This window comes from Enterococcus sp. AZ149, from assembly GCF_051714285.1.
Classification (GTDB): Bacteria; Bacillota; Bacilli; order Lactobacillales; family Enterococcaceae; genus Enterococcus_D; species Enterococcus_D entomosocium.
Window position 1 is genome coordinate 2,300,530 of the sequence record NZ_JBIORO010000001.1, and the last position, 13,150, is coordinate 2,313,679.

The 13,150-nt window shown below is 42.4% G+C and carries 16 protein-coding genes, 1 riboswitch and 1 other annotated feature; of the genes, 9 read left to right on the forward strand and 7 right to left on the reverse strand.

Features of this window, described 5'->3' with window-relative positions:
• Positions 1-6: 6 nt before the first annotated feature.
• From IGI94_RS10675 to IGI94_RS10685, 3 genes are read right to left on the reverse strand one after another with little or no spacing between them, the layout of a single operon-like run.
• A complete protein-coding gene (locus IGI94_RS10675; protein ID WP_005225567.1) occupies positions 7-477 on the reverse strand; it encodes a V-type ATP synthase subunit K in 471 nt (156 codons plus the stop codon).
• Entirely contained in the window at positions 474-2,435 is a 1,962-nt protein-coding gene (locus IGI94_RS10680; protein ID WP_438899728.1) for a V-type ATP synthase subunit I, read from the reverse strand. The genes IGI94_RS10675 and IGI94_RS10680 overlap by 4 nt, the downstream gene beginning before the upstream one ends.
• Complete coding sequence (locus IGI94_RS10685) at positions 2,413-2,745, reverse strand: hypothetical protein (RefSeq protein WP_008378883.1); 333 nt, start codon at positions 2,743-2,745, stop codon at positions 2,413-2,415. Before IGI94_RS10685 ends, IGI94_RS10680 begins: the two co-directional genes overlap by 23 nt.
• A gap of 112 nt (positions 2,746-2,857) precedes the next feature.
• Positions 2,858-2,911: a sequence feature (sodium ion sensor (DUF1646 type); this cis-regulatory element may regulate processes involved in with the transportation of sodium ions), on the reverse strand.
• 720 nt (positions 2,912-3,631) lie between these two features.
• On the opposite strand from IGI94_RS10685, the gene IGI94_RS10690 reads away from it, so the two are divergent.
• The 8 genes from IGI94_RS10690 (at position 3,632) to IGI94_RS10725 (ending at position 8,420) form a co-directional block, all read left to right on the forward strand.
• Positions 3,632-3,844: a hypothetical protein gene (locus tag IGI94_RS10690; RefSeq protein WP_008378885.1), complete on the forward strand. Its 213-nt coding sequence runs from the start codon at positions 3,632-3,634 to the stop codon at positions 3,842-3,844.
• 24 nt (positions 3,845-3,868) lie between these two features.
• Positions 3,869-4,396: a GNAT family N-acetyltransferase gene (locus IGI94_RS10695; protein ID WP_016613544.1), complete on the forward strand. Its 528-nt coding sequence runs from the start codon at positions 3,869-3,871 to the stop codon at positions 4,394-4,396.
• Between the two features lie 57 nt (positions 4,397-4,453).
• A complete protein-coding gene (locus IGI94_RS10700; RefSeq protein ID WP_244732133.1) occupies positions 4,454-4,939 on the forward strand; it encodes a tetratricopeptide repeat protein in 486 nt (161 codons plus the stop codon).
• A 222-nt stretch (positions 4,940-5,161) separates the two neighbouring features.
• Positions 5,162-5,518, forward strand: a complete 357-nt coding sequence (locus IGI94_RS10705) for a hypothetical protein (protein ID WP_438899729.1) — start codon at positions 5,162-5,164, stop codon at positions 5,516-5,518.
• 117 nt (positions 5,519-5,635) lie between these two features.
• On the forward strand, positions 5,636-6,220 hold the full coding sequence (locus tag IGI94_RS10710; RefSeq protein WP_008378893.1) for an AAA family ATPase: 585 nt from the start codon (positions 5,636-5,638) through the stop codon (positions 6,218-6,220).
• 103 nt (positions 6,221-6,323) lie between these two features.
• The gene (locus IGI94_RS10715) at positions 6,324-6,746 is read left to right on the forward strand and encodes a glyoxalase (RefSeq protein ID WP_005234855.1); all 423 of its coding nucleotides are present in this window, start codon (positions 6,324-6,326) and stop codon (positions 6,744-6,746) included.
• 229 nt (positions 6,747-6,975) lie between these two features.
• Complete coding sequence (locus IGI94_RS10720; protein WP_005234854.1) at positions 6,976-7,164, forward strand: hypothetical protein; 189 nt, start codon at positions 6,976-6,978, stop codon at positions 7,162-7,164.
• Between the two features lie 404 nt (positions 7,165-7,568).
• A complete protein-coding gene (locus IGI94_RS10725) occupies positions 7,569-8,420 on the forward strand; it encodes an Rgg/GadR/MutR family transcriptional regulator (protein WP_008378897.1) in 852 nt (283 codons plus the stop codon).
• Between the two features lie 71 nt (positions 8,421-8,491).
• On the opposite strand, the gene IGI94_RS10730 is transcribed toward IGI94_RS10725, so the two are convergent.
• From IGI94_RS10730 to IGI94_RS10745, 4 genes are all read right to left on the reverse strand, one after another.
• Complete coding sequence (locus IGI94_RS10730; protein ID WP_035006661.1) at positions 8,492-9,718, reverse strand: glycoside hydrolase family 3 protein; 1,227 nt, start codon at positions 9,716-9,718, stop codon at positions 8,492-8,494.
• Positions 9,719-9,848: 130 nt separating this feature from the next.
• The gene (locus IGI94_RS10735) at positions 9,849-10,379 is read right to left on the reverse strand and encodes a folate family ECF transporter S component (RefSeq protein ID WP_005234846.1); all 531 of its coding nucleotides are present in this window, start codon (positions 10,377-10,379) and stop codon (positions 9,849-9,851) included.
• Positions 10,380-10,405: 26 nt separating this feature from the next.
• Positions 10,406-10,507, reverse strand: a riboswitch (THF riboswitch).
• Between the two features lie 231 nt (positions 10,508-10,738).
• Positions 10,739-10,921 carry a hypothetical protein gene (locus IGI94_RS10740; RefSeq protein WP_005225550.1) on the reverse strand — a complete coding sequence of 61 codons (183 nt, stop codon included), beginning with the start codon at positions 10,919-10,921 and terminating at the stop codon, positions 10,739-10,741.
• A 31-nt stretch (positions 10,922-10,952) separates the two neighbouring features.
• A complete protein-coding gene (locus IGI94_RS10745) occupies positions 10,953-12,218 on the reverse strand; it encodes an MFS transporter (protein WP_438899730.1) in 1,266 nt (421 codons plus the stop codon).
• Between the two features lie 222 nt (positions 12,219-12,440).
• On the opposite strand from IGI94_RS10745, the gene IGI94_RS10750 reads away from it, so the two are divergent.
• A complete protein-coding gene (locus IGI94_RS10750; protein WP_061054390.1) occupies positions 12,441-13,097 on the forward strand; it encodes a Crp/Fnr family transcriptional regulator in 657 nt (218 codons plus the stop codon).
• The last annotated feature ends 53 nt before the right edge of the window (positions 13,098-13,150 follow it).

Genomic DNA, 13,150 nt, shown 5'->3' on the forward strand with positions numbered 1-13,150 from the left:
CCCCCTTTAAATCGTTCCTAAAAGTAAGAAAGAAATAACAAATCCTAAGATGGCATACATCTCAACCATTACTGAGAACATGACCCCTTTAAAGAAATGCTCTGGTTTCTTCGCTAAAATTTGAATCCCAGCTGCAGCGACCTTCCCTTGGGCCATTCCTGAGAATAAGCCAGTAAAGGCAACTGGCAGTGAGGCCATCAAGTACGCCATACCAGTCACTGTCGACATTTCACCACTTAAGCTACCATAGATCATAAACGCAATAACGAATCCGTATAGCCCTTGCGTTCCGGGAAGTAATTGTAAAATCAAGGCTTGTCCAAACTTCTCCGGCTGATTCGTCGTTAAGGCTGCCGCTGCTTCACCAGTTTGGCCCACCCCTTTGGCTGAACCGATCCCAGAAAAGATCGTAGCGATCCCCATTCCGATAATTGCAAACACCATACCACCATTATTATTAATTAAGTAATCAATCATTTATTGTCTCCTCCATTTTCTTTATCAAAATCAACGTATTTCTCACTTGGCTTGAAGGTTTCAAATTGGCGCCCCCCACCAGTGAAAAATTTCCCGAAAAACTCTACATATTGTAAACGAGCGGCATGCACATACGCACTCAGCAACGATAAAAAGATGTTTAAAGCTTGCAGGACAACCAATAAGAGAATGCCTACAGAAAAACGAGCGGCTGGCGGCAAGTAGCCCACCAATAAGTTGAAAGCTGCTGCGATACTCCCACCGGAGATCCCTAATGCCATCAAGCGGCTGTAGCTGACAAAGTCGCCGATGTAACTGGTCACACCGTACAAGTCATACAACCCTAAAAAGAAGCCGCCCACTTTGGTTTTCCCTTTCAGAATCGGTACCACGATGATCAATAAGGCACTAAAGCCTGCTAAGATCAAGCCGACGTTTGTTAGTGCTGGGACATCGATCAAAAGATTGCCTGCGGCGGCCACTAAAAGACCACTCAAAAGTCCTAGCCACGCAAAGCCTTCGTTGACTGCACCTAAAAGATCCTTTTTGCGGATATTTTCTTTAGCTGCTAAATAAAGGCCTGTAAACAGTTGGATCCCACCAAAAATCATGGATAGACCAAAGATCGCCATAAAATCTTCGGAGGGCGATAAAAGTTGGAAGGGCAGTGTAACGCCAAAGAAGGAGCCGTAGATTGCGCCCCAAATCATAGTTGGCACGGACAAAATCTGGAACAATTTCAGAAACCGTTTGGTCCCTTTGGGCAATCGCATGGCGTGCAGCCCGATCGTGGTCGCTACAGCCATTAATGCACCATACCCTAAGTCAGCCACCATCATGCCAAAGAAAACATAGTAAAAAGGTGTCATCCATGGGGTTGGATCGATCTCATCGTATTTTGGCAGGCTGTACATCTCCGTCAACATTTCAAAGGGTTGAATAAACGAGGCGTTTTTTAGCTTCGTTGGCACTTGATTAGCAGCGATCTCCTCTGCAGTGGGTTCTTCAAACGAATAGTAAATCTCGTTGGCAAAGGATTCTTGGACCATTTCCGCCACTAACGGTTGATCCTTTTCTGCGATCCAGCCGCGCAAGAGGGCAAAGGTCTGACCAGCTGCTAAGCGCTGCTGCATCATTGCTCGATTCTCACGAGTCAAAAACAGTTCTTCCGCTTGCTGCAACAGGATCAGCCGTTGTTTGTGCTGACTGATTTCTGTAATCAGTTCTTTGCGCTGCTGGGTCAAGGAAGTCAACGCTTGTTTCGCGTTTTGCAAAACCACTTTTGGTGATTCGGATGTTAGACCGGTTTCTTTCTTCACCCCATATCGGTGAAACAATTGGAACACTCGCTCTTCGATCGCTGTTAAAAACAGGCAGCTGAAATTGACTTTTTTGGGTTCAGAATAGATCACTTCGATATGAACCTCTTCCAATTGACGCAAGGCTTCAGCTAGATCTTCCCAGCGTGGACCTTCGACACTCCCAGCAAAAAAACTTGTATGTGCAGGCGCTTCGATCTCCAAGGGTACGTCAAGATTTTGCCATTGTGTCGCCCATTCTTCCGACTGCGTCGCTGCTTCGATCGCTTCGATCGTCTCTAGCCAGCGCTCCTGCAAATTCTCGACTTCAACCAGCTCCGTTAATGCTGCTGCTTCATCGAAGCTTGTTTCAAAGTCCGACAGCCGCAAGGCATCTCGTTGCCATTCTATGCCTTTTTTCGCATCACCATTTTGGCGAATAAAGCGGATTGCTTCTTGCAGTCGACGAATCATTGGTTGGTGAGAAGCACCTTCTGGGGTGGCTCCTGCAAAAAATTCCCGTAGCCAAGTTTCGTTCGCTTCCTGCTCAAATACGTTCTCGATTTCAACAAACTGCATCGTTTGCAGCTTCGTCAATACCCTTTCTTGGTAGTGCTTCGGGGTGATCAACGTTAGTTTATTTAGTTTGGTTACTGCCATAAGTTCCGATCACTCCTTCAACGATCTGTTGAACCGCTTGCTCTTGGAAGCTTTGCATATTTTTTTGGTAACGATCTAACACTTGCTGGGTCTCTTTTGCCAGCTGCTGCTTTTGTGCTTCTAGTGACTGTTGCAACTGGTCTTCGACTGTTGCTTGTTCCTGAGCAAGGGCTTCTTCCAAAGCGGAAGCCCGCTCTTGCAATGCTTGTTGCTGCTGCGCTTCTTCCGACTGCAGTTCTTTTTTCAAAGCGAGCAATTGCTGTTCATTGGCTTCTTCTGCTTCTCGTAAACGAGTCAAAGCTTCTCTCATCGATTTCCCTCCCATAGTGATTTATATTCTCAACTGAAAAATAAACAAAAAAAGCATACCTCACGAAGAAGTATGCTGATAACAAAAAAAAGGCCAGCATTCCTCCAAGAATGTTTGCCTCACCCCTTGGCAAACCTGATCCTTGAAGCATAAAAAATGCTCAACCTTTGTCTATTTTATTTTTCAATTCCTGAACTATTATAGCAAAAAAAAATGTTTCCTTCAAGTAGAATCGTTTTTTATGAGAAAAAGACGATTTCTACTATTGTATGTTCGCTCGTAATTCCACTGCTCTTGGCTGTCCGAATAACCATTACTATTCGTTCAGTCTCTTGGGGACTTTTCACCTAACATTTGTCAGTGATCGGATTGTTCTTACTAAATTGAAATCGGTCAAAATCAATTTAAGCCTTAGAATGGTCTGAATGAAGAACGTTGAGATTTTTTGAAAATGCTAGACATCATTTGATTGGTACCAAAAAGGAGATAACAATTCCAACAACCCGTTCGATCCCTGACAAATCTTAAGTGAGAAGTTCGCTTATTTCGCTTCTCTTTTTATCGATGGCAGCGGTTGGCCCTTTTCTTCACAAATGAAATAACCGCCTCGGTAAAGGCATGTATAAATCTTACCGGGCTCCATTGTTAGGGGAAGCCCATTTTTTAAATACATCGGTTTTCTTTCCATTGAGCTCACCTTGTCTTTCGTGGGATAATAAGTCAAAATAAAAAACAACAGCTATTTCTAATCTTATCTTCAAGAATACCAAAAAATAAACTAATTTTCTAGTTTTTAATCAAAATATCGCAACTATATTGAATATTTTATAAAAAGATGGATATTTATCCGAGAGCGTGTGTAAAGAATGAACAGGAGGAAAAAAGGATGTCAGATGAACGTTGGTTTCAAATAAGAAGAAAGCGAAACATCGAATTAGGAATTTGTTTGCTCGTCGTCCTGCCGATGGTCTATGGCTTGTGGTTTCAACTGGCTTTTTTGATCCATTACATGTCGTTTTTGTTTCTGGTTGCTGTCTTTACTGCAATCTACGAAGGAATTCGTTGTATCTGGGCTTTCATTAGAAAAAAACGATCTTGAGAAAGCTTTGCTCTGCTATAATAAATGAAACGAGCAGAGAGGAGTGCTTCTATGAAACGAATCATTATGGCTTGTGACTTACAACATACCCCCAAAGCTTTACAAGAATCCGCCCTTTCTTTTGACCCCTTTATCCCGGATTCTCGAAGTGTCGCAGAACTTTTTTATTCGGCCTATCATGAAACGACGGATGACGAAGGGGAATCGATTGCTGACTGGCAAAGAGAGCTGAGAGAGACTGCTGACGGAAAATACGGTCCCTTGAGTCCAGAGCTTTCTTTTCGGTTGCAAATGGATAATTATCCTATCGGTGCCGTAGTAACCAGCACGTTTCAAGAGCTTCCCCTGCTATTATTTGTTGTTATGAGCGCAGCCTTTAAAGGCAAAGGCTTATCCAAACTAATGATGAATGAAGTGATCCAACGAGCAAAAGCCATGGGACTCACTCACCTTTATCTGGTAGTGACGGTTGAAAATCAGCCAGCCTACAAGCTGTATGAAGCATGCGGTTTTTCCTTTGCAGGTGAAAGCTGGGCTGATCTTTCCCCTTAGCTAGGCTCGCAAGTTATCCGTGTCATTTTCTACTATTTGAAAAGGAGCTTCGAACCAATGAATGAACGACTAGCTGCTGCGATCCAACTGCGGGCTGAAAAAAAGCTGCAACAATCAAATGAACAATTGATTCAATTAGCTGCCGAAAATCCCCAAGATGCCTTTGTCCACTACCAAACGGCTTGGAGCTATGATCTTTTAGGGGAAGAACAACAGGCAATTCCTTATTATGAACAAGCAATCGCGTTAGGTTTATCAGAAAACGACTTGCCAGATGCCTACCTAGGTCTAGGCAGCACCTATCGTGCCCTCGGCAAGTATCAAAAAGCCGAAGAAGTGTTTGTACACGCGATGCAGCTGTTTCCAAAAAATCATGCTTTGCAAACCTTCTATGCCATGACACTGTTTAATCTAGCCGAGTATGAGCAAGCCGCTGAACGATTATTGACCCTGCTTGCCGAAACCTCTAGCGATCCAGACATCCAGTCTTACCGACAGGCACTTTTGTTTTATGCGGATAAACTCAATGAGACATGGGGTTAGATGTTTCCGTTGGATCAATCCCTCTACTCCCTTTTCCATTAAGGAAAGGGAGTATTTCTTTTTTCTTCCCCCTAAATCATCCTTCACTATCAGCGATTTGTTGAATCAATGGTCGCCGACTTTCCATGCCCCACTTTCCTTCAATCAATGCCAAACATCCATTATCGAAATATTCGATAATGAAATCAATTGACGTGCACGGTCAAATTTGCTAATTTATCTATGTTTTTTCTATCCCTATTGATCATTTATATTCCCACTCCCACACTTTTGTTGTTTTTTCAAAAACTCGCCTCCCAGCATGACAATCTGACGGCTTTCAGTAAACTTTTTCTACTGCTGATGGTCTTGTTGGATTATTACTTAAGCTATTATTGGTTGAAAAACTGCAAGGTCAAAAAAGCGCACTACCTTTATTTAGTCCTTGTCAATGTCTTCGAATGGCTGATCCACTTCTATCTTTATTCACGATTTGAAACGATCAATCTACTAGTCATTTTGTTGTTCCAGACCGTGCTACTATGCTGTATGATCTTTTTTCCTGTCTCGGAGAAATTTCGCTCATTCCTTCTTACCTAAAAAAAGAGCATCCTTGGTTTCCACATAAAAAACTCCAGCTTCTCAATCGTTTCTTTCTAAGAACCGATTTACACGATAGCCCACCTTTGTTACGATTGATAAAAAGGATGTGTTGTGATGTCATTGATCGTCTTGATTGGCGCGCAAGCGGTAGGAAAAATGACTGTGGGGAAAGAACTGGAAAAACGATTGGATGCAAAACTATTATTCAATCACCAGACCATTGATCTTTTTGCGAATTTTCTTGGCTATAGCCCAGCAGCATTTGCTTTGTCTAATCAAACGCGGATCGAACTCTTCAAAGCCTTTGTTCATAATGAAGCCAATAATACGACAAAATCAATCATCTTTACGGTTTTGATTGATTTCGATCAAGCGGGAGACTTAGCTTTTTTACAAGAGATCGCCCAACTATTTACCGATGCCCGACAAGAGGTCTATTTTATCGAATTAGTGGCTGATATTGAGGAACGTTTAAAGCGCAATTGCCATGAGGACCGTTTAGCCGCAAAGCCGTCAAAAAGAGCGCTGGCTTTTTCTAGAAATGAGCTTTTGTCTTCGTATGAAAACTATCGCTTAGAAAGCCTGCCACAGGAATTAACTACCCTTTTCCCAACAATTCCTTCGCTGAAAATCAACAATACCCACTTGTCACCTGATGAAGTGAGTCAAAAAATTATTGCCCATTTTTCCTTGACTTAAGTGCCAAAGAAACGCCATTATCAAGCTTTGCTTCAATACGAAAATGTCTATTGACTTTGACGCTGCGTCAAGCGGTATCCTCTAATCAAGAGGAGGTGTCAAAATGAAAGTTTATGTTATGCCAATGTTTTACCAAATGAAGACAAAAGATATTGTGCAATCATCGAAATGGTTCACAGAAATCTTGGGTTTCCAGTCATTGTATCAGTTTCGCAATCAAGAAAATCAAGTGATGATGGACCACCTGCGTCTTGCTGACTACCAAGATTTGATGCTGATTGCAGCAGAAGCGTTCACTGTTGGCGATGGGGCAATTTTGAATGTAGCGATGAATGATCTTCAGAATATCGCTCAGAAAATTCCCTCAAAGTGGATCGTGGAACCTTTGATGGAAAAGCCTTGGAATGCCCTTGAAATGACCATCAAAGACCCCAACGGTTATTTGTTTACCCTAACAGAGGCAATAAGAAAAAACGAATCAGACTTTCAAACCTTGATGGACCAAGCCAAGGATTATTTTCAATAAAAGGAACCGAGTAAGAAGAATTGCTTTCTTACTCGGTTCCTTTTTATATAAAAACTTGATTCTGGCAGCAATGACAAAAAAAACGACCCTTTCCTAGAATTACCTAGCGAAACTTTTTGCCCCATCAGATGTACCAATACACCGCTTTAGTATATTTTTAAGTATTGAAGGTAATTATTAACACACCTAACTCAGAACATGTTACACTAAGCGAAAAGGGGGATTTCCTATGGAAAAGAAATCGCAGCTTCCGTGGTACAAGCGTAAAAAATTCTACCTTCCAGTTGCCGTCGTCCTCGGCGTGATTGGGTTTCTTCCCAGTCTCGTTTCTCTTTTCGGGGTATCGATCGATGATGAATTCAATCCTGATTACTATTCTGATCCGAATGAACCAATGTTTAAGAAAAAGCAAAACTGACTGTTGCGATGCCGTATGTAGGTTTTTTGACCAACAAAAAAAGAGCAATCACTCGCTGTTGTGTTTGCTCCTTTTTTAAAAGGGATTCGGCAAACCTACGCACCTTGACAGGGTAAGCTGTTTGGGGAGAGGGCGTTTGAATGCGCGAATGAACAGTAACTTATTACGTGAAACCACTTATACTTTTTTCCTGTTAAAAAATCAATTGCTAACCAATCACAAAGGATCGATTATTTGAAGAAAGAAAAAACGTTAGCCATTAGTTCTACAACTTCCCAGGGAAAACTAAAAAAATCAAACATCCATTTCTCCTCCTTTAATTGACTTTCTTCAAGTTTACCCGCAAAATAAAGCTGTAACATATTTGGACTATTTTTCCGTCCACTTTTTTTAGGAGGGATTTTTTGAAGGCCAATGACTTGTTAAAAGAGTTACGAACGGAACGAAATATCTCACAGCGAAAATTGGTTGAGAACATTTCAGAACGCAGTACACTGGCAACCTTTGAACAAAAAGGGCATCGCATCGCCTTTGATATTTTGCACCAATATTTGGACCGCTTAAATGTCACCTTAGAGGAATTTGAGTATCGCTTGGATGACAATCAAGTCAGCGAGAAAAAACAGCTATCCAAACAGTTGACCACCGCTTACTATGAAAGCAATTATTCTGAAGTACTCTCTTTGATCAACAAAGCCCAAGCACTGTATAAAACCACGAAGGATTTTTTCTATTATGTATTGTATAGTCAATTCTTTTTGATTTTAGAGAAAAAAGGCGTAGTTACCGACGAGGAAGAACGTTGCATCATCGAAGCGACCATCAAGAAATACTTGGAACGAATCGACACGTGGGGAAAGTTTGAAATCTCCTTATTTACCAATCTGCTTTTCCTTTTTTCTGACGAGTACATCTTGTATCAAATGAAACACCTGAATAAAAAAATTTTTTACAGCAATACGCTAAGTATCAATTATCAAATCTACACAAAATTGCTGACGAATGCGGCTTTCTTGTTTATCGATCGCAAAAAACCTGCCGAGTTGGCGCATGTGCTGACGTATCTAGCCGATCACCTGCCGCCGGACAATGATCGTATCCGCCTGATGATTCGTTATTTCGAAGGCATTTACGCCTTGTTCCAAGGAGATCGTACGCTGGGAATGGCCACGATTGAAAAAGCCTTGGACTATCTGCGATTTATTGGACAAGAAGCCTTTGCCAAAGAATTAGAGGTACTGGCTCATAGTATCTAAAAAAACCTGCTGCTTCCTCTCAGTAAGAGAACGACTCTCTTACACGGAGGAAACAGCAGGTTTATTTTTTCTTAAAGTAAATGCAATGCTTCTTTCCAGAGCAAAACTCGTTTGACGGAAGCATTCAAATCAGCTTCCAAATAGCGGCCATCTTCAACCGCTTGTACGACAAAGGGGATCTGTTCTTGGTAGGTAGATGAGATCACTAGATCATTTCCCGCCTGCAACGCCTGTAATGCGGCTTCATTTTGCGGAATGAACTCAGAAAGTCCTGCCATATCCAAGTCATCCGTCATGATGACCCCTTCAAAATGCAATTCATTTCGGAGCAACTCATGCACGGGTTTTGAAATAGAGGCGGGTACAGTGTTATCGATACTATTGACAATCGTATGGGCCACCAAAATACTATCGGCACCAGCCTTGATCCCTGCTGCAAAAGGCAGAAAATCCGTTTCCCGCAGTGCAGATAGCGGGCGGTCATCGGTGACGATGGCGACATGCGAGTCACGATTGTTGCCATAGCCGGGAAAATGCTTCAAGGTTGACCCCACGTGGTGTTTCTGCAAAACATGAACCACACGTTCTACAAACGCACTCGTGCCCTGCGCATCCATGCCAATGGTTCGGTCGTAGATAAAGGACTGCGGATCAGTGGAAACATCGGCAACGGGAAACAGCCCGGCATTGATGCCATACGCTTTTAAAATTTCCGCTTTCTTTGCTGTATCTTCTTCGATCGCCGACCATCCACCTTGGGCATATAGCTGTTGTGGTGAGAGAAAACGCTGATCCGTAAGGTTCGGATTGCGGCTGATGCGAGTCACCGTGCCCCCTTCTTCATCCATACCGATCAACAGCGGAATGGCGCTGGCTGCTTGGTAATCTGAAATTTTCTGTTTCAAGCTCTCCGCCGTCTCATTTTCGGTATCACGGCCGAATAACAGATAGCCGCCAAAGTGATAGTTTTGAAGTTCTTCGATTTGATTGCTTTCAGGTACACGGACAAAAAACAATTGCCCGACCTTCTCCTCCAAACTCATCGTGGCGATTTTTTCTTCTATTGCCTCTTCTGACTGTTCTTGCGTGGAAGTTGAAACAGAAGGTGACGTGGAAATTGAGGTGGTTTCTTGGCTTGCACTGCTTTCTTCCTTTGTTTCGTCTCTCGAGCTGCTTTGCTGGATCACGGATGACTCCTCCGTTTGCTGTTTTTGCTGTTCTATCACCCACTTCATCCCTCCCATTGCTGCTAAGACCAAGAAAAGAAACAGTCCCATAGCGAGTCCTTTTTTATTCATAGGTTCACCTTCCCCTCTAAACAAGTTATTGAGAATGACTAAGCCCATCCTTAGAAAGAAAAAAGTGAACCACTGTCGAAATATTCGCAGATGATTCACTTCAATGGATGTTATCGTTCTTTTTTACTCGTTAAACGAACCGTCGGATCAGCCGTTTGTATGGTACCGCACGCCCTACGATGTAAATCAACGCAGTTTGTATCGGGAACATGATGACTGCTTTTAGCAAGCGGACCGACCAGATGGCCCAGCTTGTCAAAGGAATATTCAGCATCATAGCTAACCAGATCGGAGTTAAGATCAAGGTTATCAAAATAGTATTTAACAAGACGACCGTTGCCGCTCGTTTTAATGTGACTTCTTTCCGATAGAAGAAGTAGCCATAAATCAGTCCACCAACAAAGGCATTGATGGTAAAGCCGAAAAAGTAGGCTGATTTTGGAAAAATCACCATTCCTGCGATATCAGCTAATGACGATCCAACTGCGGTCCAAAACGGACCAAACAGCATACCCATGATCAGCTGTGGTACAAAGGAAAATGTGATTTTGATATAGGAGGTTTCAAACCCCAAGATTTGCGACAAGACCACCATTAAGGCAATCAAAAGTCCCATGACCGCAATCATGTGTGCATCGACTTTTCTTTTCATAGCGAGCATCTCCTTTTAGAGTTGCTACAAATTCATGCAGCGAATGCGAAAATAAAACCGCGAACGAATGACCGTTCTTCGTCCGAAAGGCAACATCCCATCCTTTCAGCACTTAACGCTTTATTTCCTACTCTGATTTTTATTAGGTATTACTACCCAGACACACTATAGCATACAAGCGCGGACTGCCACAATTTTTCTTGCTTATTTTCTTGTACAAAATCTGCCAATGTTCGCTTTTCTTTTTTGCGCATCAAAAAAAACGCTTTTCTTATGTGAATTTTTCTGCCACTAGTAAGTGAGCAACAAACATTCTCAAAAAAAGCGTTCATTCCTGTTTCTTGTTTCCTTTCATGCTTTATGACAAATTATCCAATCAGATTGTCATTGATCAATACCGATTTGATGTCGCGTAATTGATGATCGATAGCTAGTTGTTCATGGGTCATCGTTGCGGTGACCTCTTTCATAGCGTGCATTTCTTCATTTAATTCGTTGATGTTCGTCACTAATTTGTTCAATGCTTCAATAATCAATTGATTGTTATCCATGGTGAAACACTCCTTTTTGTGATGGTTGAGGTCATTCTTCTTCGTTGATTGGCTGCTTCAAAGTACCAACGGCGGCAACTGCGCGTTTCGTTTTATAAAACAATTTGTATAAAACAAGAACGACGACTGGGATCAGTCCGCATAAGATGTAGATCTGCGAGTAATCAAACAGACCGTGCAAGCTTCCTAATGCATAGGGACCTACGCCTAAGCCGAGGTCCAGTCCAATGAAATAGGTGGAGAGCGCTACGCCGACACGGTGAGGATCGACCTCTTTTAGACAAACGGCTTGGCCATTCGACATGAAGGTGCCATAGCCCAAGCCGACAAAGCAACCCGCAAGCAACAACATCCAGCTGCTGCCGGTAATACTCAATAGGAAAAGACCAAGGGTCAAGAAAAGAAAGCTAGGATACATGACCGCATCTGCGCCATGGCGGTCAAATAGTTTGCCAGTCATTGGCCGTGTGAAAGTCACGGAAAGTGCATAGACGATGAAGAAAAAGGCACCGGCCGTTTCTAACCCAAGCTCACTGGCGTAGATCGACAAGAAGCCGAGAACACTGGAGTAAGCCAACCCGATCAAAAAGGCAATCCCGGAAATGAAAAAGACTTTTGGTTCGACAAAACTTTTGATGGACCATTTTTTTAGTTGTGCTCTGTGTTCTTCTGTTAATGGGATGTTTTTGACTGGGAACCAGAAACACGCGATGGCTGTTGCGATTGATAAGATGGTTGCTAACCAAATAATGAAATCAAAGCCGACGGTCGGTAATAATAGCATGCCAATAAAAGGCCCGACTGCCGCTGCTAAACTGGTACTTAATCCATAGTAATTGATCCCTTCGCCATGTTTGGAAGCTGGGATATATGCTGTGACGATCGCATTAGCCGCAGTTGAGACAGCACCATAAGCAAAGCCATTGAAAAAGCGAACGGTATCTAAAATATAGATGTTGACCGAGATTAAATAGGCAGCGGTGGTAATAACATAAAACAAAATCCCCCAGCGCAAAACGGCTTTGCGACCAACTAATTCTAAAATTTTTCCAACATACAAGCGAGCGATCAAGGTCCCGATAATGTAGATCCCCGCTGCCAAGCCAGCTTGTGCGGTGGATGCCCCTAACTCCTGAGTGGCAAATTTCGCAGTGATGACGACAAAACAATAATACACGAGAAAGACGATAAAATTGATCAAGGTAATCGTGATAAACCCTTTGTTCCATAGTTTTTCATTTTTGGTTGACGGCGTCGAGCTGACGATTCCTTCTTGATTGGTTTCCCTGTCTGACATGTTTCTTCCATTCCTCCTGTTTGTGCTGTGATGCGTTTTACTATACCGAAACTTCCTCTACTTGAAATGCGCTTTTGCTGTTAAAAAAGAGCATTAACAAGAAACATTAACATTTGTTATTGCTTTTTCACTAGAAATGTCTTTTAATGAAGCTTGAATAGAGGATATTTCATCTTTTTTTCAGAAAATGTTGGGTTGGCATGAAGTGAAGGAGTAACGTGGGTGGAGAAACAGATATTACGTGATTATTTAGAAAAACAAGCAATACCGGTCGTTATCCGCAAGAAAAAGAGTTACTTGACGTATGAAGGCATCCCGGATCGGTACGTCTATATTTTAAAAAAAGGCATCATCAAAACTAGCGTAGTGACCCATGAAGGGCGCGAATTCAACTTGCGCTATTTGACGGATTTCGAGATCGTCTCTTTGTTTAAAGACGAATCCTCTCAAGAAGTCGAAGCCCCTTTTAATGTGCGGGTTGAATCAGAAGAAGCCGAATTATACAAAATCGTGCGGGATCAATTTTGGGCAGATGTCAATCGTGACCGTCTGCTACAGGATTATGTCAAAGAGTATTATCGGAGAAACTTGATGGATACGATGAAAAAGATGCAGCAAATGCTGATGAACGGCAAATTCGGTGCTGTCTGTACCCAAATCAATGAGCTCTATGAAACTTTTGGGGTTCAAACAACAGAGGGCGTCTTGATCGACTTTGAAGTCACCAATGAAGAGATCGCTCGCTTTTGCGGCATTACCTCTGCCAGCAGTGTCAATCGAATGATGCAAAAATTACGAGAATCTGGCGCCCTAAAGAGTGTCGATCGCAAACTATTAGTGACAGATATCGATTTTATTCGGGAGAATATTATTTATTGATCAAAAAAGACTTTGTACGCCTTTTGGTTTCAGGCACACAAAGTCTTTTTTCG